We start from the raw sequence: 23,014 nt of genomic DNA, 5'->3' as shown, positions 1-23,014 counted from the left end.
ATGAACAATACATATTGGAAGAAACTAATGCGAAAAACGTTTATGGGGATAACGATTTTTCTGTTAGGTTTCACAACATTTCTTGCTCAAGCGGGAAATGTTTTTGCGGCTGCGGATGTGACGAAGCCGGTTTTAAAAGGAATCTCCATTAATAAAAAGGAAGTTACTGCTGGGGATACCGTTGAAGTAAGTGTAGAAGCAGAAGATACAGAATCCGGGATAAAATGGATCGACCTTCGTTACATGTCGCCAATTACACAAAAAGAACAATCCGTGCACTTATCTTACAATCCTGAAACTAACAAATATGTAGGATATATCAAAGTAGATAGCAATTCCCATCCTGGTACTTGGGAAATAAGTATTATTAATATATTTGATAACGCTGATAATTCTGTATCCATCTTTAATAGCAATCTTTATCACGGTATGTCCGGGAGCATGGACTTATCTAGTGGTAATTTCACAGTAAGTGGTACTTCTCCTGATACAACTAAACCTACTTTTAAAAGCGTAACAGTCAATAAAAATGCAGCAATAGCTGGGGATACTATTGAAGTGAGTATAGAAGCAGAAGATACAGAATCTGGGGTGGGGAGTGTAAAAGTTTATTACAAATCACCAATTACACAAAAAGGACAGTCCGCAGACTTATCTTACAACCCTGAAATTAACAAATATATAGGATATATCAAAATAGATAAAGATTTCGGTTCTGGTGTCTGGAAAATAGATAATATTTTTATAACTGATACAGCTGGTAATAGTTTATTTGTCGCAAATAGCGATCTTTATCATGACACAGCTGTAGGCAAGGACTTATCTGGTGGTAATTTCGCAGTAAGTGGCACTTCTCCTGATACAACCAAACCTACTTTTAAAAGCGTAACAGTCAATAAAAATGCAGCATTGGTTGGGGATAGCGTTGAAGTCAGTATAGAAGCGGAAGATACAGAATCTGGGGTGCAAAGTATATATCTTTATTACCAATCACCAATTGCACAAAAATTACAGTACGTTTCCTTATCTTACAACTCTGGAACTAACAAATATGTAGGATACATCAAAACCAATGAATATTTCGAGTCTGGCGTTTGGAAAATAAATAGTATTTATATAACTGATGCAGCTGATAATACTTTATCTATCTATAATAAAGATTTCCGTCCCGAGTCTGGGGGCATAGACTTATCTAATGCCGACCTTTTAATCACAAAACCGGGGGAAGATTTGATTGCCCCAGCAGCACCAAAAGTAAACACTGTCACAGATCAAACAACTGAAGTAACAGGAACAACTGAGGCAAAAGCAAACGTTGCAATCACAGCAAATGGTAAAACGATTGCTTCCGCAACTGCTGACACAAACGGAACATTTACAATCAAAATTCCAAAACAAACAGCTGGTACTGAATTACTTGTAACAGCAACAGACAAAGCTAATAATGTAAGTAAGCAAACAAAAGTAATTGTACAAGACGTTACAGCTCCAAATAAACCCGAAGTAAACACCGTTTCTTACGAAGCAACAGAAGTAACGGGAATAGCTGAAGCCGGGGCTACTGTAACAATCTATGCGGATGGAAAACTGCTTTCCTCTACAACTGCAGACTCAAACGGGGCATTTACAATTTCAATTCCTGTTCAAAAGGCAGAAACAGAATTAGTTATAACAGCAACAGATCAAGCAGGCAATACAAGTGAAGAAACGAAAGTAACTGTAAAAGACATGACGGCTCCAAGCAAACCAGAGGTACATGCTGTTACAGACAAAACAACAGAAGTAACTGGGAAAACAGAGCCAAATGCAGTGGTAAGTATTTTTGTAAATACAACACAAATTGGATCAGCAGCTGCGGACAAAGACGGAAACTTTACCGTACAAATTCCAGCGCAAAAAGGCGAAACAGAACTCACTGTTATCGCGACGGACAAAGCGGGGAACAAAAGCGAGCCTGTCAAAGTAACCGTAAAGCAAAGTTACATTGGATGGACAAAAATCAACAACAATTGGCATTACTACAAGCCAGAAACCGGAACACCGCAAACAGATTGGAGTTTCATCGATAACCAATGGTACTTCTTCAATAAAGAAGGAATCATGCAAACGAACTGGCAACAAATAAACGGTACTTGGTATTTCTTAAACCAAAGCGGCGCTATGCAAACTGGTTGGGCGCAAATTGGCGGCGCTTGGTATTTCTTAAACCAAAGCGGAGCCATGCAAACTGGTTGGGCGCAAATTGGCGGCACTTGGTATTTCTTAAACCAAAGCGGCACTATGCAAACTGGTTGGGCGCAAATTGGCAGCACTTGGTATCTCTTTAATACAAGCGGTACAATGCAGACAGGATGGACATTTAACAATGGTACTTGGTACTTCTTAAACCAAAATGGTGCCATGCAAACCAGTTGGCAGCAAATCAATGGTACATGGTTCTATTTCTACACTAATGGACGTATGGCTGCAAACACAACAATTGGCGGCTACAAACTTAGTGCAAATGGCGCATTAATATAATAGATTTATAGAGGAAAGGGTGCTTCTTTAATAGAAACACCCTTTTCTGTTACATTTCATTTGCTTACAGAAAAAAGCCACTTTAGCTCTACTAAAATGACTTTCTCTACTTTCTATTATTTTGCAACAAAATAATTCGTCACATACTGCGCCCAAAGCTCTTGGCCTTTCGCATTTGCGAAACCAAATTCATCTTGTAAATATGGTAAGATGTCCTTTGTCGTTGGATCAGGCCATACTTCCCAATGATTGATATATGTATAACCGTTTTGCTCTGCAAACTGTTTTAAAGCAGTAATAAATTTCGGATAATTCTTCGCATTATACACTGGATTTGGCGGTTGAATCATAATCGTTGCATCCTTCGCACTTTCTTGTAGCGTTGCTACAAACTTTTGTGTATTCGCTACCGAATTAGCATTACCAATCCTCTTATTATCTGTAATAAAAGGCGGCTCAAATAGTATAACATCTGGCTTTACATCCGCAATTTCTTTCGCTCGGTTCTTTGCAATAAGATCTTCTGTACTTTCCCCTTTATACTCTTGAACCGTTACATTCCAAAGACCTTCACCATAAGCCGCATTTAAGCTTGCTTTAAACGCTTCTGGCCAAGCACCAGTCGCCGATGATGCTTCATCACCAACAATCACAAGATTCACTGCCTTCTTCTCACTAGCAGCTTTCTTCAACTTTTCTTTCACCGCATCCGGTAAATTCTTCGCATACGCTTCATTAAAAGATACCTTCGTCTCCGGCTTCTTCTCTTCCTTCTTCGTAGCTTCCTCTTTCGTACTTGCTTCCTTCACTTGCGTCTCTTGCAGCGTTGCCTTCGCAACCTTCTTATTCCAATACATCTTACCACTCACAACAGAAGCAACAAATAATACGAAAATCAAAAGCACGAACCAAACTTTCTTATTCATGCATTCACCTCATTATTCATCTCATACTACATAATATTAGTATAAAAGCATAGAAAAATAAACCCAACTACTGTGTGAGTAGTTGGGTTTATGAAAAATTATTTCTTACCTATTTCAAGGTGTTCCTTTAATTTATTAGATAAATTTTGACGGTCTTGATCTGATACGAAATAGTACCAAATTTTATCTTGCAAATGACCATCTCCAGGAATTTGAATATCTTCTTGATTTTGCAGACAATCTTTATAGTTCTTTTGCATATCAAACATTTGATCTTGCGTTAAATTTGTTTTTACGTTCTTTTGAATTGCTGTTAACACGTCACCATAGTTTGCTAAAGATGATACATGTGCACCTTTTTTGATTACAGCTTGCATTACTTGACGTTGACGCATTTGACGCCCGAAATCACCGCGAGGATCTTGCTTACGCATACGGGTAAATGCTAAAGCTTCATCACCATTTAAATGAATATCACCTTTCGCAAAATGATGACCGCCTTCTGTAAACTCTAAATCGTTATTTACATCTACACCACCGACAGCATCAACAATATCTTTAAAGCCTTCCATATTCACTTCAATATAATAATTAATTGGTACATCTAAAAATTTCTCTACTGTCGCAACAGACATATCCACGCCGCCAAACGCATATGCATGGTTAATTTTATCTTTTGTACCTTTACCAACAATCTCTGTATACGTATCACGAGGAATACTTACTGTCTTCATTGATTTTGTTTTTGGATTCAGTGTAATCACCATTAATGAATCGGAACGCCCTTTATCATCCTGACGCTCATCTGCGCCTAATAGTAAGATTGAAACCGGCTGCGATTGATTAATCTTTGTTGTTTCCGTTCCTTTTTCTTTATCCCGCTGTAATGGTTTATGAACTTCATTTAATGTTTTAGAAACTGAAGAATATACATTATACGCATAAACTCCTGCGCCTATTACAAGTACCCCTACAATTCCTAAAATCCAAAATAGGATTTTCTTCTTCATCTCTTTAACCCTCTTTCTACTTATACACTAATTCTGTATGCTCATATCCGCTCGGGAATCGATTATGCCATAGCCAAGCAGAATGAATAGCCTCTTCAATAGAGCATAACGCTTTCCATCCTAATTCTCGATAGATTTTATTTGTTGATGATACTACTATAGATAAATCAGTTGAACTAGAACTATTATACGATATATTCAGCTTTTTACCAGTTATAATTTCGCATTTTTCTATTAATTGCATGACAGAAAACCCAATTTCACTACTTATATTATACCGTTCATTTGTCTTATCATGCTGCAAAAGACTATGTAAAGCTGCTACATGCGCTCTCGCAACATCCATAACATGAAGATACTCTCTTACGAACGTTCCGTCTTCGGTATCATAACTACGATTCACGAGAAAGGGCTGCTCTTCTTGGTCTCGTAAATGTAGCAACATTCTCGGTAGAAGATGTGTCTCCGGCTGATGATCTTCACCAATACCTTCTGATACATCAGCTCCCACTGCATTATAATAACGTAGCGATATATAACGTAAATCATATGCCTTATAAAAATCTTCTAACACTTGCTCGATAATCAGGCTAGAATTTCCTTGATAAACAAAAGGATACGGCGCATATACTTCCTGTATTTGATCTTTATAAGACATACCGGACACAGGTAACTCAGATGAAAAAATAAAATTGTACACTTGGTGTACCAGCATTTTTTTTAATAGTAACTGCACCCCAATTACGTCGTACGTCGCAGCATGTATAACAGCTTCAATACTATAACGTGAAAACACACGATCTAAATCATCTGAATTTCGAAAATCACCCTTTTCAAAAATTGCTCGTTTATTTACACTCACTCGATGACCTGTCGATAAATTGTCTAATACAACAACACGGTGTTGCTGTGAGAGTAATTCTTTCACAACGTGACTACCTACATACCCTGCACCGCCTATTATTAGTATCATGTTTATCACCTCGATTCTAACTGTTCACATTTTATATACTTAAACATTCAATACACAACATGAATACCCCTATTATTTAAAAGAAGAGCAACCCATTAGGCTATACTTCACCTAACAAGTTGTTCTTCTTTATAACCATTCTTATTATTAGTCTGCCATCTCCATGAATCTGCACACATTTCTTCAAGTCCGCGTTTTGCTTTCCACCCTAATTCTCTTTCTGCTTTAGATGGATCTGCGAAACATACTGCAACATCTCCAGGCCTTCGCTCTGTAACTTTATAAGGAATTGTTTTCCCAGACACCTTTTCAAACGCTTGTACCATTTCTAACACACTATAGCCATTACCTGTACCAAGATTATATGCCTCTGTTCCAGTTGTCTGTAATACCTTTTCAAGAGCCTTCACATGTCCATTTGCAAGGTCAACAACATGAATATAGTCACGTACACCTGTACCGTCTTTTGTTGGATAATCAATACCAAACACTTTTAATTCCGTTAACTTCCCAACTGCTACTTGTGTTACATATGGCATTAAGTTGTTTGGAATTCCATTAGGGTCTTCTCCAATACGACCACTTTCGTGTGCACCAAATGGATTGAAGTAACGAAGCAACACAATGCTCCACTCTGAATCTGCTATAACAACATCGCGCAAGATCTGTTCAATCATTAATTTCGTTTGACCATATGGATTTGTAGCACTTAAAGGAAAGTCCTCTGTAATTGGTGATGTTTCAGGAACACCGTATACCGTTGCTGATGAACTGAAAATCATTTTCTTCACATTATGTTTCTGCATCACATCACATAAAACTAATGTACTTGTTACGTTGTTATGATAATATGTAAGCGGAATTGTTACTGATTCCCCTACAGCTTTTAGGCCAGCAAAATGGATAACTGCATCAATATCATTCTCTGCAAAAATCACTTCAATTGCAGGACGATTGAGAAGGTCTTCTTCATAAAATTTAAATTGTTTTCCTGTTATCTCTTTTACCCTATTTAATGACTCTACTGAACTATTAGAAAGGTTATCGACCACTATAATCTCATAGCCACTATTTAATAATTCTATGCATGTGTGGCTACCTATATATCCTGCTCCACCTGTTACGAGTATTGCCATAATCAATCACTTCCCCCTTATTAAACTAACCGAGTAGATAATCACTCCTAAAATTAAAAACTTTCTTATTAAAATTGCTCCAAGTTAATCTGAAGATTAAAAGAATACTAATTAAAAAATAAAAAAGCTAACCCCTACATTTATAGTAGAAAATTAGCTTCTTTTTCTCTCCAAATAGATTTCCCAGTTTTTTCAAATCATACATCCTTCACTTCTAATTGGATTTTCATTTAAAACCGCTGAAATAATTCGTGACCTCTGATTCTTTTATTTATAATATGAAGTCATATAACATTATTTACTCGCTTTATATTTCTAAATTCATTTAAAAACAATTGCTTTTCATAATTATTCATTCCAAATAACCACATAATAAGCAAATATATTATGCCATATAATACACATTGTATAACCAATATTATCCACGAGCTACTTGGAATTAATAATAGCACCGCTCCTACAGCAATTGAACTAATCAATGATATTAGCAAGCCGCTTAATAACTCCTTATAAAACCTCGGAATGTTTAGCCCTACCTTAACATGATAATAAATATTCATTGCTACTATATTACCAAAAATCAATGATAATGTTGTACCTACTGCAGCTCCGACGGAACCATATAATTTTGCTAAATAGATACTTATAAATAGATTAACAATTGAAATACAAAGATATGCTATCGCTCTGAACCCATGCATATTTTTACTTTGCAATATAGAGATTCCAATAGTTTGAGTTAGAACCACTAAAAGAGGTATCATAACTAACAGCGCTATTATCCAAGAGTATCCATAACCAGGACCAGCCCATAATAAAATAAATTTCCTTCCAAACAATATAAAGCCACCTAGAACAAGTCCTAATATTACGAACTGTAAACGACCTGTTTTAATTAGCAAATCTGTCAATTCTTCACTCGAGGCTTTATTAACCACCATTTTTGTTATTTTAGGAAGAAACACCCCTGAAATTGCTGTTGAAAAAGTTATAAAATATTGCGCAACTACCATACCGATTGCAAAGATTGCTACTTCACTTGTACTAGATATGACTCCAAGAACTAAATGACCAATTTTCCAATAAAATTGATCAACAATGACACTAATAAATATTAAAAAAGAATATGAGAAGATTTCTTTAAAAATAGATTTATCAATACCATGAAACCGAATTCGGACATTCAATTTCAAAAAAACATACGCTATACTTATTAACATCATCAAAAGATTAAGAATTGCATCTACTGTTACAATTGCTATTGCTTTATATCCTAATGACAATAATATTAAAATAACAATTGTTCTTACCAACATCCTGGAGATAGTTAGTACACGAGGGAAAACAAACTTTTCATATGCTGTTATAATTCCTGTAAATAAGTTCATTGGTAATGTCAATGCAAGATTAATAACCAAAATAATGAACATTACCTTTGCTATCTGAATCTCTCCTAATGTCAGAGAATTTCTAAAGATATTATCCAGGTTAATAAACATTACAAAACCTACTACCAGAACTATTAACGATATAATTGAATACAAAATAAAAGTCGAAAATAGAAAGTTTTCTTCTCCTTTTTTATCATTTTCTACACGATATTTTGCTACAAATCTAATAGTAGTATTGCTTAATCCAAAATCAAGAACAGCTATATATCCTACAAATGCACCTATAAGCATGTATAATCCATATTCTGACTGTCCTAGATTTCGTATAATGAAAGGGGTGAGAATTAAATTCGTGATATTAGTAACAAAAAGTGATATATATGACAAGTAAATTCCGAATTTCAATTGATTTATTTTCATAGTTAACTCCAGTGATAAACATTTAAACTGCATGATATCAAAAATTTTTTTACTAGCTTGTTTTTAAATGTTTCCCTTTCATATTATAACAAGTATTCATCCAACTTTTCAAAATGCCTTTTGGCATTATCTATTTGATTAGAAACATCTATTAAATTCGTTTCCATACTCTTAAAAACTTCTTCTGGATTCAGAGAATCGATATTATTAAACTCTGTATATGCCCCTTTAAAATCGACATCCCTCATAACATTGGTCATTTTTTCACTATAAACAATAGGAAATACAGGTTTATTATATACCCATCCTAGAATCATAGAATGGAATCTAGTCGCTACAACGAAGCTTGACTTTTCTATAATGCTTAAGGCTTCTCTAATATTTAATTCATATAAATACGTAGTTACATTACTTAAATATTCCTTAGGAATTCGGTTCATTATTTTTTCAACAGCTTCTAAATCTCCTTCAGATTCGCAAAAAGACATAAGGGTAATCTCATACCCTTTTTCAATAAAATATGTTGCAATATCCTTAATTTTTTCATAATAAATCTCATCATAGTTTTTCAGATGCTTTCTAATTGATGGCTTTATAACTGAAATTACAATGCTATTTTTGGGTTGTTGGGACCCTTCTCTTTCCAACTGAAATATAATGTCATCTGCCATCCTAACGTTATTTAAGTCATTAAACATATCATATGAATATTTCTCTCTAAAACATACATCCGTATATCCTTTAAAAATTTCCTTATATGCTAGATAAAATTCTTTTTCTTTAAAAGGCCCAAAATTTGCTCCCAAAAGAAAAAAGGGTTTACTTTTAATCTGCATACTTTTTACATTCTCTATTCCTTCTTTCCAATCTTCTCCTTGAATAAATAAAGAACCTCCGATATAAACCATTGCATCACATTTATTTGCTATAAGTTCACGAACAAAAAAACGATTAACTTTCAATTTCCTAAAAATGTAATTAATACCTCTAAAAATTAATAAATCACTAGGAATAATACTTATGTTTTTTATATTTTTAAAACAAGATTTATATCTGTTTGGAGCATATAGAATAAATTTTACCTTTGGATACCTTTCACAAAGTATCTTAATAAACAAATCATCGCCTAAATTATGGTGTGTATAGGCGTAAACCATTACTTTTTTCATCCTTTTAGCCCTTTCTCTAGCTCTTTACAGTTACATATAGAGGAATTCATAATTTAATGTCATTATGACACTTTTAAGTTATCCTCTCTGAATTAAAATACTCTTTGCTAAAATTATACATATCCTCAGAATAACCGCAAATTACTTTGTTTCTATTGCAAAAGCAATTAGATAACCTACCTCCCGAATTTTCATACGTAAATTTCAATAACTTCTTGCACAATGAGCTCACGATAGGCTGTGCTCTCCCTACAAGGTAAATGTTAGTCTTCTCATCTCATAGACAAAGCCATTTGTTTAATCTATTTTCTAGCTATACCTTGCTCAACTGGCATTTCAGAGATCAATACTCTTTCTATTTCTGTATTCCTTCCAACTGTTTCACTTCAATAAATGACGAAAAATATCCTGATGATATTACGTTGGGATTCTCTTTATATCCTTCACATTTCTAATTACAAAAATCCACATAAACTCATATTTTTTCCACGCCATCTTCTACTTATCAATTTCTTTAGATACATGTTGCTGTTCATAAAAAATATCCCAGCACTTGTTACTCTAAATATAAGGAATTACTCCTTAAGGTAACAAGTCATTTTGGGATTAAAAGGAGGTCATCGTTAATTAAAAAATCCAATATTTTCATAAAATCATTGTACAATTTAAATACTTTTCAGCGTTATAGATTGGTACTATCAAAATAATAAGCTTATGTATTTTCTATAACTAATAATTTTCTGCGTAATGCTAACAAAAAGTTATTTAGTTTCCAATCTTATTTATCTTTTTGAGCAGCTTAAATATTAGTCCTACTTTACTCCTCAACACAGTTTTTATTTTAAAAAATAGATAAATACCTTCAATTGATTTAAGATAAACCCACAATCCAATAAACCTTTGTTGGATATTACCATTTCTAAAATAACTAATATTTTCTCTCGTAAAATTATCATTAATAATATTACTTATCTGTTCTTTTTTAAGTGCCGATGAAAGGTTACTATTCATATGAAACAGGTGCTCTAAACAATTAATACAGCTTTCTGCATAACCAATTTTAACTAACTCTTTGTTCTTCCCATCATAATAATTGCTTTCTATTAGAAATTCTTTTATCCTATTAAACAACATTTGTTCGATTTCAAATAGGTTTTCTTTGAAACTAACTGTAAGTGAACTATTACTAATTATTAAATAATTATAAAGATATTTATCCGTACTGCTGATATAATTACATTCCTTTATATATTCAAGATTAAACAATAAATCTTCACCCATATTCAAATTTTCTTTAAACCTTAAATTATTATTTTTTATTAATTCAGTAACATATAACTTATTCCAAAGTTGATTAATAAAGGTATTTCTAAATAATTCTCCAAAGCATTGCATAAATTCGGAGTAACTGTACTTCCCATTTATAGGGCATGTATGATTTCGTATATTATTATTTCCTTCTAACAAAAAAAACGATCTATATGAACAGATAACTAGTTCAACCTGCTCATTCATATTGTTAACCATCTCTTCAGTCATATTAGGTTCTATATAATCATCAGAATCAACAAACTGAATATATACTCCATTCGCAGCATCAATCCCAACATTCCTTGTAATTGATGGGCCTGAATTTTTTTGATGTATCACTTTTACTTTTTCATTTTCCAAAGCATATTCATCACATATTTTACCACTATTATCAGTTGAGCCGTCATTAACGAGAATAATTTCAATATTTTTGTAACTTTGATTTAGAAGGCTATTTATGCATTTACGTAAATACTGTTCTGCGTTATACACAGGAACAATTATACTGACCAGCTTATCATACACTTTGTTTTTCACCTCCAAAATCTCTCTTGTTTATTTTTCTACTGAAATAATTATATAAAATTAAAATAGCCACTGATATCCATACAAATTCCCTAACCATGTCAACAAAATAACCTCTTATCCACCATAATAAATCAGGAAATAATACTAAATATATTGCTAATGCTACATAATGATGTTGAGTAATATGTTTCTTTATTTTATTAGAAATAAATGCGACCAGCATACCTATCAATATAGCAAAAATAAAGCTATATTTTCCAAAGCTATAATAAAGTTCTCCTAAATATGATCCTCCTAAAAATTGCCTAGCGTATGACGGCATGTTATACACATAAATCGTTTTATCAATTAAAGGATCAAGAATACCACCTATATTTGGAAAAACAGTAAGTAAAGATGCCAAATAATTAGTTCCAAGTTGAAATGGACTTACAGTTGGAAAAAGAACTAGCGAATGTCCTAAAGTTATAATAGTGGTTCCGAACTCAGCCAATAATTTAAAAATAGAAAATTCGGTAAATCCTTTTTTAAACAGTTCCACGTACGTGCCAATATCATTAATAGACAACATGCGAAGTTGCCCAATAAATGTTAATAAATAACCTAAAATATAGCCTATAATAGATGTACTAATAAATTGTTTGAGCCCTATCTTTTTTATAAACTTAGAATATACAAAAAATATCGTTATTAGATACATAATAGGTCTACCACGATTACCCGTAAAAATAATCATAGCTTGATACATTACAATTATTAACAAAATCAAATATGCTCTTTTTTTATTTTCCCGATTACCAATTAATAGCATTATTGCCCCTATTTCAGTAAATCTACTCATAGTAACAACAAACCCACTTACACCCACTTTATAAGTATCAAGGTAGTTCCCATTGACATATAAAATAACACGGCTAATATCAATATACAGCATGGGTAATATTCCTATAAGAATAAGTATACTCCCTATAATTCTTGATAAATACAGTTGTCGATGCTGCTCCTTACTAGAGTTTACTTCACATTTAGGCGAATTATAAGTTTTTCTTCTATATAGAACAATACACATTCCAAAAGTTAAAAATGAGTGACAAAGAACCGTAAAGTAACAAGCTTCTTTAAAAGTATCTTCTGTTATCGATAATAATGGATTCCAAGGTAACTCTATATCAATTCCAAAACCAAATATCACAACAATCCCTAAATGAGTAATATAAGAAAAAATTAGAAATAAGGTAGTTAGAGAAAAAAAGCTTTTTTCTAACTTGCTTACAGTTATTAAATTCATACATAACTGAATTAAAGACAAAACAGCAAAAGGAAAAAGCCAATGTTCAAATGTCATGTACTTTATAGACACTGCTAAGAACAACATCACGGTATTTAAAATAACATTAGATAAAATCAAAACAATATTTATATAGGGGTTCTTTTTAGAATATATAAAGTTATTTTTTATTGCTTCTTTCATATAAAAACTCCTCAGCTTAAAATTCCTTAGTATATTTTTACTCTAAAATACAATCATGACCTTTATTACTTAAGTTTATGTAAATTTTTATGCACTCAAACAAAGATTTTACCCGTATTAACTAATTATGAGAGAACTTTTGGCTCTTATTTTTTATAAATAAACATTTTCTCATTCCCTTTATTTCTCTCTAATTATTTTTTTAAAATCTTTCTTTTAATACATAATAAATAGTTAAGGTAATATTTGGTAATTATGTTTCTTCTTTGTCACTCTATTAACAAATAAAAGTAGGGATTAATTGGATTAGATCTACCAAATTCCATTGTACTACATCATTATTTTTCCTATATTATTAGTTTGTAAATACCCTCCTTTCTTAATTTTATTTGATAAATTTCAAATACTTTAGAATATTTAAATTAACAACTAACAAAATTCCACTAATAACTCTTCAAACTACACGTTAACGTCTTCTCAGAAAAAACATTGTGTTTCACTAATAAAATGAAAATAATTAGTAATAATACTGGAACTATTTCAATTAGACTAACCTACATGTAAGGTACATATCTAAGGATGTGATGACACCCTAATTACTAATAAAAAAATTTTCCTAAGGTAAAAATTCTTATTAACCCACGCGTTCACACAAAAAAGGTCTTTAAAACAAAATTATAAATCATAATCTTGTCTTCATAATTCACACATGCAACATTTCAAATCCCCTACAAATTTCAATTTTTATATACCTAAATATACTTTTCTAATTCACTAAAATATTTTTCGAAAGAAAATTCTTTTATTCTACGCTTCTGTTCAATCTTCATTTTCATTAATAAAGAATTATCATTTTTTAGAATTTCCTTCATGCCATAAATAATACCATTGATGTTATTTGATGCAATTAAACCACATTTATTATCTAACAATATTTCATCCATGCCGCCACAATCTGTTGTTACTATAGGTTTATTTATAATCATTGCTTCTATAACTGATGAACTTAATCCCTCTGATAATGAAGAACAAATGTAAGAATCACATAAATTAATATACTTATAAGGATTCTCTCTATATCCCAACAGCTCTATATTATTTTCAAGTTTAAATTCTCTGATTTGTTTACTTAAATTGTCTTTTTCACTTCCTTCTCCTATAATTAATAACTTAATTTTAGGATAAGTTTTATATACTTCATTAAAAGCCTCTATTAACCTATTAAACCCCTTCACTTTTTCTAGCCTTCCAACTGAAATAAATAAAAACCCCTCTTCTTGTTTATAATCTGTTACCTCTTCTTGGGATTTTTTAATTATATGGTTTATATCAAAAGGATTATGAATTACCACTGTTTTATTTTCATCTATATTAAATTTATTTACAAAGTTTTTTTTGGTATTTTTTGATACAAAAATCAATTTATCAAAACTATTATAACTATCTTCTTCTTGCTTAAAATTTTTATATCTTCCTGATGGCCATGCTATATTCTCAGAATCTGCATGTATTATTGATATTTTTTTGGTTTCCATACTATTGTTTCCACTTATAATTTTCGATGGAATTCCCTCTAAAGCTGATATTTCAATATCATACTTTTCTTTTATAAACAATGAATGTAGAAATTGTGGTGTTGCTGATTTCATAAGCTTGAAGAATAATCTATCGCACTTTAAAAAATCTTTAAAAATATATCTATACTTTATTTCATCATGAAGAAGATGTTTATCTTTTGTGCAGTCAATAACAGTCATTACTGTAATATCATACTGGGTTTTATCCATATGGTTAACAATGTCAACCATTACCTTTTCCGCACCTCCCCCAACTAATTGATAAATTAAAAACAGTACTTTTTTCATAATATAGTACCTCATTCTATAATGTTTTTATATAAACTTGCACATACTCATTAAATCTATCTTTTTTATCATACAAGTTCTTTGCACGTTGGATACATTGTTGTGAGTAACTTAATTTCCCTTTCTTTTTTACTTTTTCTATTGTATTTATTAATTCGTTTAAATTTCCTTTTTCAACAATAAGTCCACAACTCTTGTCAATGCATTCTATACTACCACCCGTATTAAATGTAATAATTGGGGTACCACATGCTAATGCCTCCAAATTTGTGGTCGGAAAATTATCCTCTAAGGTAGGGTTTACAAAAGCATCTGCTGTTGAATAAATCTCTGCCAATTCTCTTACACTATTTGTTCTACTTATCCCTATGATATTATTGGGTAGATTTTTTATTTGTTTATCTGTTAATCCTACCAAAACTATTGCCTCATCTATTTTTATGTTTTTAGATAATTCGATAAAATATTCATAACCCTTTCTTTCTTCCCAAATACTTGCCACCCCTAATATAATAAACTTGTTTTTCAGATTATACTTCTCTCTAAATTTGCTTTCCGTAGGTTTAAAGACTTCCAAATCTATACCATTATTTATTACTTTAGTAGGATATTCGCTCAAAAAAGATTTTTTTACTAATCTTGCAAGCCATTTTGAAGGAGTCACAATAGTCATATTTTTAACTCCCATAAATATATCTTTTTTCTTCAGGTAATTATTATCTGAGTTGTCAATAAAGATACTTGATGGATAATTTTTCTTTTGCGAGCAACTATAACAACCTGTTTCCCACCTACTACAATTAACATAATCGAAATGCGAACAATGTCCTGTAAAAGCCCAACAATCATGTAGAGTCCAAACAACAGGCTTATTTACCTTCTTTAGATATTCAAATAATAATTCCACATTTATATAATATCCATGAATATTATGTAAATGTATAATATCAGGATTTAACACTTCGATTTTATTGATAAACTCTTGGGTAGATTTTTTTGAGCCAAAGCCATGTTTATCTAACAATCTAGTTTTAGCAACATGCATATAATTATCAATTTGGTTTCCAATTTTTATTGTCGTATCACAATCCCTTGCATTCCCTCTTCCGAAAGCTATATAACTTTCATGACCTTGACTTTTGAGAATTTTATCAATGTCAGTAGCAATTCGTCCAGTACTACCAATACCACAAACAGAATTAATTTGTAATACTTTCATTACTTACTCCACACTACTCTATTAACATAATCTGTATATGATAATATAATTCTAAGTACTTTATCTGAAACATTAGGCATGCTATAATCTCCAACAAGTCTTAACGTGTTTTTATCCTGTGTTTCTAATATTTCAAGTCCTTGCAAAATTCTTTCCTTCTTCAAGCCCACCATCATCACTGATGCTTCTTCCATTGCTTCTGGTCTTTCATGAGCTTGTCTGATATTAAGTGCCCTAAGCCCAAGAATAGAAGATTCTTCACTAATCGTTCCACTATCACTAAGAACTGCTTTAGATTTAATTTGAAGTTTTACATAATCATTAAATCCTAGAGGTTTCAGCGTTTTTACTAATGGATTAAACTCTATCCCTTTAGCATCAATCATATTTTTAGTTCTAGGGTGTGTACTTACAATTACAGGCATATTGTATTTTTCTGCAATCGCGTTTAAGCTATCTACTAAATCTAGAAAATTAACTTCTGAATTAATGTTTTCTTCTCGGTGGGCTGACACTACAAAATATTTTTCTTCTTCAAGCCCCAATCTTTCTAATACATCTGATTCCTCAATATCATTTTTTCTTGAGTTGAGAACTTCAAACATCGGGCTTCCTGTTTTAATAATTCTATCTGCTGGGAAACCTTCTCTGAGGAGATATTCCCTTGCGATATCACTGTAAGTTAAATTAATATCAGCTGTATGGTCAACAATTTTTCTATTAGTTTCTTCAGGCACCCTTTGATCAAAGCATCTATTTCCTGCTTCCATATGGAAAATCGGAATATGTCTTCTCTTTGCAGCAATAGCACACAAACAACTATTCGTATCTCCCAGTACTAAAAATGCATCTGGTTTTACTTCTTCCATAATAGGATCTATTTTAACTAAAATGTTACCAATAGTCTCTACTGCAGTTCCGGTAGCTGCATTAAGAAAGTAATCTGGTTTTTTTAAATTAAAGTCTTTAAAAAATACTTCATTTAATTCATAATCATAATTTTGACCCGTATGAACAAGTATATGTTCTATTGCGCTTGATTCTTCTAATTTATTAATTACAGCCGACAATCTTATAATCTCCGGTCTAGTACCAACGACTGTCATTACTTTTAATTTCTTCATAAGCTAAACCTCCAAGAAATAAGTATCCGGCTTTTCAGGATCAAAACATTCATTTGCCCACATTACCGTTACTAAATCATTTTCTCCTATATTTACAATTGAGTGAGTATATCCAGTAGGTATATCTACAACCTGTAACTTTTCCCCACTTACTCTATATTCAATAATATCGTCTGAGTCTATTTTTCTAAATCGAATTAAACCCTCGCCACTCACTACTAGAAACTTTTCATTTTTAGTATGATGCCAATGATTTCCTTTTGTAATCCCCGGCTTTGATACATTTATAGAAACTTGCCCTCTTTCAGATGTTCTAATAAACTCTGTAAATGCTCCTCTATGATCGCTATTCATTTTAAGGTCATAAGAGAATTGATCTTCCGGTAAAAAGCTTAAATAAGTACTATAAAGTTTCTTAGTTAGAGCATTTTCCATATTTGGAATACTTAAATTTGCCCTGCTTTCTTTAAAGCTTTTTATAAGATTAGCTAATTCTCCAAGTTTAATTGTATGTGTCACAGGCACAACACAGTAATCATCCTGCATAGTCGGTTTATGCTCTAAAGCCCTTAAAAACTCCTCCAGCACATCATCTATATAACAAAGATTAAGTTCTGCATCTGGATTATTTATTTGGATATCCAAGCCCCTGGCTATATTGTGACAAAATGTAGCCACCACAGTATTATAGTTAGGTTTACTCCATTTCCCAAATAGGTTTGAAAGTCTATATACATAAACTTTTACATCAGTTTCTTTGTAATAATTGAATAATAACTCCTCCCCTTCCTTTTTACTTCTTCCATAAGGATTATCCTTTTCTGCCTGAATAGATGAAGTAATAAGTACGGGAGCTTTATTATCATGCTTTTTTAATAATGCTAGTAACTGAGATGTAAATCCAACATTGCCTTCCATAAATTCCTTTTCATCCTTTGGTCTGTTTACACCAGCTAAATGAAAGACAAAATCACATTCTTTTGTATATTTATCAAGCAATGTAGGATCACTTTCTTTAGTAAACTCAAATATATTGTTATATCCTCTATTTCTAAGTTCCGCGACAAGGTTTTTCCCCAGAAAACCTTTTGCACCTGTAACAAGAATATTCATGAATTATTACCATCCTTTAATTCGTTACATAAATATTTTTATTCCATTCCTCAAGTTCTTTTCGAACATAATCCAATTCTAGTAATCTCTCTTTAATTTGTTCTATATTAAGGATTTGTGTGTTATCCGAATTATATTCTTCTACAGTAGTGAGCTTTTCATCCCCCTCTGCAAAATACTTATCATAGTTAAGATCTCTTTGATCAGCAGGAACCCTAAAGAAGCCGCCTAAATCTTCTGCAACTACATATTCCTCTTTAGTAAGAAGTGTTTCATAGCGTTTTTCTCCGTGACGCGTTCCAATTACTTTAATTTCATTCTCAGTATTAAACAGTTCCTTTATAGCTTGGGCAAGATCACCAATTGTACTTGCTGGAGATTTTTGAACCATAATATCTCCTGCCTCAGCATTTTGAAAAGCAAACACAACTAATTCCACTGCCTCTTCTAAACTCATAAGAAATCTTGTCATATTAGGATCTGTTACCGTCAAAGGCTGTCCAGTTTTAATTTGTTCAATAAATAATGGGATAACTGATCCACGTGAGGCCATTACATTGCCATATCTTGTACCACAAATAAGAGTTCTTTCTGGAGATACTGTTTTTGCTTTTGCAACAAAAACTTTTTCCATCATTGCTTTTGAAATTCCCATTGCATTAATTGGGTAAGCTGCTTTATCCGTGGATAAACAAATTACTTTTTTAACACTATATTCGATAGCAGCAGTAAGTACATTATCCGTTCCTAAAATATTAGTCTTTACGGCTTCAAGAGGAAAAAATTCACATGACGGAACTTGTTTCAATGCAGCAGCATGGAAGATATAATCAACACCATGCATAGCATTTTTAACACTTGCTAGGTCCCTTACATCCCCAAGATAAAATTTCAGTTTATTATTTTTATAAAGTTTTCTCATATCATCTTGCTTTTTTTCATCGCGTGAGAAAATACGAATTTCTTTTATATCAGTATCTAGGAATCTTTTCATAACTGCATTACCGAAAGAACCTGTTCCACCAGTGATTAGTAAAGTTTTATCCTTGAACATATTTAACATCCCCATCTGAAATAATTTTTGTTAGCAAATTATTCAATCTCTCCATATATATCTGTTTAGAGAAGTTACTATCATAGTAATTTCTTGCATTTTGACCATATAAAGAATGTTTTTCTTTTTCCTTAGCAAACTTCCTTATATTATCAGCGAGTTCTTTATAATTTTCCGCTGAAGTACATAATCCACAATTTGCATCATTTATAACAATTTGAGTTTCACCATCTATTGACCCTATAATTGGCTTCCCTGCTGCCATATAGGATTGAACTTTATTAGGTAATGTATATGATATGACTTTATTTGCTTTTAACGTAATTAAAAAAGCATCTGCCATTTCATAGAACCTTGGCATTTCTGTGATAGGGTGTTGCCCGTGGAATATAACATTATCAAGTTTCAACTGATTGGTTAATTCTTCACACTTTTCACGTGAAGAGCCGTCTCCTACAATATGAAACTTTATATATTGATCTTTTTTAAGCTCATTTGCAGCGTAGATGATTGTCTCTACACTTTGCATTTCTCCTATATTTCCAGCAAACACTAAGTTTATAACATCATTACTCTTATCAATAGGTTTAATATTTTCAAATAATGCTTCTGCGTAAACTGGAAGATGAGTAATGTTATCATGAATATCTAATGTGTTTTTAAAATATTCTTCAAATAGCTTAGAACTTGTAAATATTTCATCTGCACTCTTATAAATCCATTTGCTTATTTTTAATAAAATGCTATATATTTTACTATCTGATGAAATGCCGGCAGAAGCAATACTCTCAGGCCATAAATCATGACAGTATAATACCAGAGGTTTTTTTGTTAATTTTTTCAATAAAATACCTGGCAAAGCCATTGTTACAGGTGAAAGTTGATATACTAAAATGAGATCAAAATCTTTCTTTATAAACATAGCTTTTAATGTAGAAGATACTGCAAAACTAACATAATTTAAAGCTAACCTTTTAGTCCCTTCCCCTCTTCCAAGGAGCCAGGAGCGTATTACTGTAACTCCATTTATTTCTTCTCTTCTATTTTTAAATGCTTTATATTTTTCATCTACAATTCCACTAGGATAGTTAGGAAGCCCCGTTAGAACAGTTACTTCATGTCCTTCTTTTACTAGCTCAGAACATATATCATTAACTCTAAACTGTTCAGGGAAGAAATATTGACAAACTACAAGTATTTTCATTATTATTCTACTCCTAAACTCTCAATCTCACTAAATTAGGAGATTTTTTTTTGATTTTTTCCCTCTTTAACCCCTTCACTTCTAGCTACACTGAATATTGTCTTAAAAAACACCTGAACATCAAAAATAAAGCTCATTCTCTTAACATATTCTCCATCAAGGTTTGCTTTTATATCAATTGGTAACTCATCTCGACCATTGATTTGTGCCCATCCTGTAAGACCTGGTGAAACATCATTTGCACCATACTTGTCACGTTCTTCTATCAAATCATATTGATTCCAAAGTGCAGGCCTCGGACCAATTATGCTCATTTCGCCTTTAACAATATTGATAATTTGCGGAAGTTCATCTAAACTTGTCTTACGTAAAAGCTTACCGACCTTCGTAATATAGGCTTCTGGATTTTCCAAAAGATGTGTAGGTGTGTCTTTTGGTGTATCAATTCTCATTGTCCTAAACTTTAAAATATAAAATTCCTCTTTACCTCTGCCGATACGGCGTTGTTTAAATAATACAGGACCTCTTGAATCGAACTTTATACATAAAATTAATAGCAAAAACACTGGCGATAACAATACTAATCCTACTATTGACAAAATAAAATCTATTCCTTGTTTCACATACGTTTTATACAACACTTTTATTACCACCCCAATTTTACTAACATAGGTTACTAGGTTATTTTTAACACCTGATTAGTTTTTAATTAAAACTTTATTATTTGCAATCTCTAATAATCGTTCCCTTATACCCTCTTTACTCATTTGTCCAAAATCATTCATAAACTGCTGCAAAATATCATGATCCATTAAGACAGCTTTCCCCACATGAATCTTAGGGAATATCTGTTCCGGATGAATTTCTTCTTCATTTAGTAATTCTTCATACATCTTTTCGCCTGGTCTTAAACCAGTAAATTCAATTCCAATTTCTTCAATGGAATACCCTGAAAGGGTAATAAGATTCTTTGCTAAATCAACAATCTTTACCGGTTCTCCCATATCAAGTACAAATAATTCTCCACCCTTAGCTAAAGTACCAGCTTGAATAACTAGCCTTGAAGCTTCCGGTATCGTCATAAAATAACGAATCATATCAGGATGAGTCACCGTCACAGGCCCGCCTTTTTGAATTTGCTTCTTAAATAACGGTATTACACTTCCTCTACTTCCAAGGACATTACCAAACCTAACAGCAACAAAGCGTGTGCTACTAACCGCTGCCATGTGCTGTATAATCATTTCCGCAAAACGTTTTGTTGCCCCCATTACATTCGTAGGATTTACTGCTTTATCGCTAGAAACCATAACAAACGTATTTACTTTAAATGTATCAGCTGCTTCTGCAACATTTTTCGTACCAAAAATATTATTTTTCACAGCCTCTTCGGGATTTCGTTCCATTAAAGGTACATGCTTATGCGCTGCTGCATGATACACAATATAAGGTTTATGTTTTTTCATCACTTCAAACATTTTATTCCGATCTTGTACATCAGCAATTTCTGTTGTAATTTCAACTACGTCTTTATACTGTGCTCTTAGTTCCATTTCAATTGTATAAATGCTATTTTCACCATGTCCTAAGAGAACAATTTTTTCTGGTTTGTATTTCATCACTTGACGACAAATTTCAGAACCGATAGATCCACCAGCACCAGTTACTAAGATGGTCTTACCCGTAATCTTTTCTCCGATTCCTGCATCGTCTAGTTGAACTGGTTCTCTCCCTAACAAATCCTCTACTTGTACATCACGTAATTCGTTTACAGAAACTTTACCGTCTAAAATATCTTCTAGCATCGGCACAATTTGTGTTTTTACTTTTGTTTTTGTGCAGATTTCAAAAATCTCATTTACTTGTTTTCTATTTAAAGAAGGGATAGCGATAATGATGTGTTCAATTTCATATTGCTCGACAACTCTTTCAATATTTTTTGTTGAACCTACAACCGGCACGTTATAAATTTCTAATCGCTGTTTATTTCTATCGTCATCTACAAATACGACTGGGTATAAATCAGCTTCTTTATTTTGTAGTAACTGTCTTACAACCATTGTTCCTGCTGCACCTGCTCCAACAATAAGTGTTGGTGTTTTATTTATATTGTTTGTATTCTTTGCCATATATGTATCACGGAACATCCGCCAAACAAAGCGGGAACCACCAATTAATAATATGTGTAACATCCAAGTAATTGCCATAATGCGTACGTAAATATCTTGATTAATAATTTCTTGTACAACTGCTGTTACTATAATCGAAAAGGTAACTGCTTTAAATATGTTTTTTAATTCTCCTATACTCGCATACTCCCAAGCCTTACTATATAACTTATAAATAGATGCAAAAACATGATGGCTGCAAAGTAATGTAATCGAACTAATGATTAATGTTATCGGAACATCATTTAATGCATTCGGGTGTATAAACCAATAACTTAAGTACACGGCAGTTAACACAATAAATGAATCTAAGAAAATTAATAATGAGAGCCGTTTTGGATAACTCAATATACATGTTCCTTTCTTTATATTATTTTTAAATAAAATTTTTTCCCTTCATTTTAAAGGAACT

Annotated in this window: 17 protein-coding genes; 1 reads left to right on the top strand and 16 read right to left on the bottom strand. The window is 32.2% G+C overall.

The window, feature by feature from the left end; genetic code table 11:
- Positions 1-2,520 carry an N-acetylmuramoyl-L-alanine amidase family protein gene (locus WAX78_RS10520; protein ID WP_336482222.1) on the top strand — a complete coding sequence of 840 codons (2,520 nt, stop codon included), beginning with the start codon at positions 1-3 and terminating at the stop codon, positions 2,518-2,520.
- 116 nt (positions 2,521-2,636) lie between these two features.
- Here the strand turns inward: WAX78_RS10520 and WAX78_RS10515 are convergent, their stop codons facing one another.
- The 16 genes from WAX78_RS10515 to WAX78_RS10440 form a co-directional block, all read right to left on the bottom strand.
- Positions 2,637-3,446 carry an SGNH/GDSL hydrolase family protein gene (locus tag WAX78_RS10515; RefSeq protein WP_336482221.1) on the bottom strand — a complete coding sequence of 270 codons (810 nt, stop codon included), beginning with the start codon at positions 3,444-3,446 and terminating at the stop codon, positions 2,637-2,639.
- Between the two features lie 98 nt (positions 3,447-3,544).
- Entirely contained in the window at positions 3,545-4,456 is a 912-nt protein-coding gene (tagU, locus tag WAX78_RS10510) for a polyisoprenyl-teichoic acid--peptidoglycan teichoic acid transferase TagU (RefSeq protein ID WP_461781923.1), read from the bottom strand.
- A 16-nt stretch (positions 4,457-4,472) separates the two neighbouring features.
- Entirely contained in the window at positions 4,473-5,429 is a 957-nt protein-coding gene (locus WAX78_RS10505) for an NAD-dependent epimerase/dehydratase family protein (protein ID WP_336482220.1), read from the bottom strand.
- A 107-nt stretch (positions 5,430-5,536) separates the two neighbouring features.
- Entirely contained in the window at positions 5,537-6,565 is a 1,029-nt protein-coding gene (gene galE / locus WAX78_RS10500; RefSeq protein WP_336482511.1) for a UDP-glucose 4-epimerase GalE, read from the bottom strand.
- A 284-nt stretch (positions 6,566-6,849) separates the two neighbouring features.
- Positions 6,850-8,376 carry an oligosaccharide flippase family protein gene (locus tag WAX78_RS10495; RefSeq protein WP_336482219.1) on the bottom strand — a complete coding sequence of 509 codons (1,527 nt, stop codon included), beginning with the start codon at positions 8,374-8,376 and terminating at the stop codon, positions 6,850-6,852.
- 83 nt (positions 8,377-8,459) lie between these two features.
- Complete coding sequence (locus tag WAX78_RS10490) at positions 8,460-9,545, bottom strand: polysaccharide pyruvyl transferase family protein (protein WP_336482218.1); 1,086 nt, start codon at positions 9,543-9,545, stop codon at positions 8,460-8,462.
- A 765-nt stretch (positions 9,546-10,310) separates the two neighbouring features.
- On the bottom strand, positions 10,311-11,393 hold the full coding sequence (locus WAX78_RS10485; RefSeq protein WP_336482217.1) for a glycosyltransferase: 1,083 nt from the start codon (positions 11,391-11,393) through the stop codon (positions 10,311-10,313).
- Positions 11,374-12,855 carry an O-antigen polysaccharide polymerase Wzy gene (gene wzy / locus WAX78_RS10480; protein ID WP_336482216.1) on the bottom strand — a complete coding sequence of 494 codons (1,482 nt, stop codon included), beginning with the start codon at positions 12,853-12,855 and terminating at the stop codon, positions 11,374-11,376. The genes WAX78_RS10485 and wzy overlap by 20 nt, the downstream gene beginning before the upstream one ends.
- Positions 12,856-13,607: 752 nt before the next feature.
- Positions 13,608-14,720, bottom strand: a complete 1,113-nt coding sequence (locus WAX78_RS10475; RefSeq protein ID WP_336482215.1) for a glycosyltransferase — start codon at positions 14,718-14,720, stop codon at positions 13,608-13,610.
- Between the two features lie 16 nt (positions 14,721-14,736).
- Entirely contained in the window at positions 14,737-15,939 is a 1,203-nt protein-coding gene (locus WAX78_RS10470; RefSeq protein ID WP_336482214.1) for a glycosyltransferase, read from the bottom strand.
- Positions 15,939-17,063, bottom strand: a complete 1,125-nt coding sequence (wecB, locus tag WAX78_RS10465; RefSeq protein ID WP_336482213.1) for a non-hydrolyzing UDP-N-acetylglucosamine 2-epimerase — start codon at positions 17,061-17,063, stop codon at positions 15,939-15,941. The genes WAX78_RS10470 and wecB overlap by 1 nt, the downstream gene beginning before the upstream one ends.
- 3 nt (positions 17,064-17,066) lie before the next feature.
- On the bottom strand, positions 17,067-18,176 hold the full coding sequence (locus WAX78_RS10460) for a capsular polysaccharide biosynthesis protein CapF (protein WP_336482212.1): 1,110 nt from the start codon (positions 18,174-18,176) through the stop codon (positions 17,067-17,069).
- A gap of 16 nt (positions 18,177-18,192) precedes the next feature.
- A complete protein-coding gene (locus tag WAX78_RS10455; RefSeq protein ID WP_336482211.1) occupies positions 18,193-19,230 on the bottom strand; it encodes a polysaccharide biosynthesis protein in 1,038 nt (345 codons plus the stop codon).
- On the bottom strand, positions 19,217-20,434 hold the full coding sequence (locus tag WAX78_RS10450; protein WP_336482210.1) for a glycosyltransferase family 4 protein: 1,218 nt from the start codon (positions 20,432-20,434) through the stop codon (positions 19,217-19,219). The genes WAX78_RS10455 and WAX78_RS10450 overlap by 14 nt, the downstream gene beginning before the upstream one ends.
- A gap of 35 nt (positions 20,435-20,469) precedes the next feature.
- Positions 20,470-21,075, bottom strand: a complete 606-nt coding sequence (locus tag WAX78_RS10445) for a sugar transferase (protein WP_336482209.1) — start codon at positions 21,073-21,075, stop codon at positions 20,470-20,472.
- Positions 21,076-21,132: 57 nt separating this feature from the next.
- On the bottom strand, positions 21,133-22,950 hold the full coding sequence (locus tag WAX78_RS10440) for a polysaccharide biosynthesis protein (RefSeq protein WP_336482208.1): 1,818 nt from the start codon (positions 22,948-22,950) through the stop codon (positions 21,133-21,135).
- Positions 22,951-23,014: the final 64 nt, after the last annotated feature.

Origin of the sequence: Bacillus yunxiaonensis (assembly GCF_037104695.1) — a bacterium.
GTDB lineage: Bacteria > Bacillota > Bacilli > Bacillales > Bacillaceae_G > Bacillus_A > Bacillus_A yunxiaonensis.
The sequence above is the reverse complement of the archived record's forward strand: the minus strand, read 5'-3'. Positions and strand labels throughout refer to the sequence as shown.

Excerpts from the sequence above, each read along its gene's own strand:
- wzy (WP_336482216.1), bottom strand. The coding sequence starts at position 12,855 with ATGAAAGAAGCAATAAAAAATAACTTTATATATTCTAAAAAGAACCCC.
- galE (WP_336482511.1), bottom strand. The coding sequence starts at position 6,565 with ATGGCAATACTCGTAACAGGTGGAGCAGGATATATAGGTAGCCACACA.
- WAX78_RS10490 (WP_336482218.1), bottom strand. The coding sequence starts at position 9,545 with ATGAAAAAAGTAATGGTTTACGCCTATACACACCATAATTTAGGCGAT.
- WAX78_RS10475 (WP_336482215.1), bottom strand. The coding sequence starts at position 14,720 with ATGAAAAAAGTACTGTTTTTAATTTATCAATTAGTTGGGGGAGGTGCG.
- WAX78_RS10450 (WP_336482210.1), bottom strand. The coding sequence starts at position 20,434 with ATGAAAATACTTGTAGTTTGTCAATATTTCTTCCCTGAACAGTTTAGA.
- WAX78_RS10470 (WP_336482214.1), bottom strand. The coding sequence starts at position 15,939 with ATGAAAGTATTACAAATTAATTCTGTTTGTGGTATTGGTAGTACTGGA.
- WAX78_RS10505 (WP_336482220.1), bottom strand. The coding sequence starts at position 5,429 with ATGATACTAATAATAGGCGGTGCAGGGTATGTAGGTAGTCACGTTGTG.
- WAX78_RS10520 (WP_336482222.1), top strand. The coding sequence starts at position 1 with ATGAACAATACATATTGGAAGAAACTAATGCGAAAAACGTTTATGGGG.
- WAX78_RS10515 (WP_336482221.1), bottom strand. The coding sequence starts at position 3,446 with ATGAATAAGAAAGTTTGGTTCGTGCTTTTGATTTTCGTATTATTTGTT.
- WAX78_RS10455 (WP_336482211.1), bottom strand. The coding sequence starts at position 19,230 with ATGTTCAAGGATAAAACTTTACTAATCACTGGTGGAACAGGTTCTTTC.
- wecB (WP_336482213.1), bottom strand. The coding sequence starts at position 17,063 with ATGAAGAAATTAAAAGTAATGACAGTCGTTGGTACTAGACCGGAGATT.
- WAX78_RS10460 (WP_336482212.1), bottom strand. The coding sequence starts at position 18,176 with ATGAATATTCTTGTTACAGGTGCAAAAGGTTTTCTGGGGAAAAACCTT.
- WAX78_RS10495 (WP_336482219.1), bottom strand. The coding sequence starts at position 8,376 with ATGAAAATAAATCAATTGAAATTCGGAATTTACTTGTCATATATATCA.
- tagU (WP_461781923.1), bottom strand. The coding sequence starts at position 4,456 with ATGAAGAAGAAAATCCTATTTTGGATTTTAGGAATTGTAGGGGTACTT.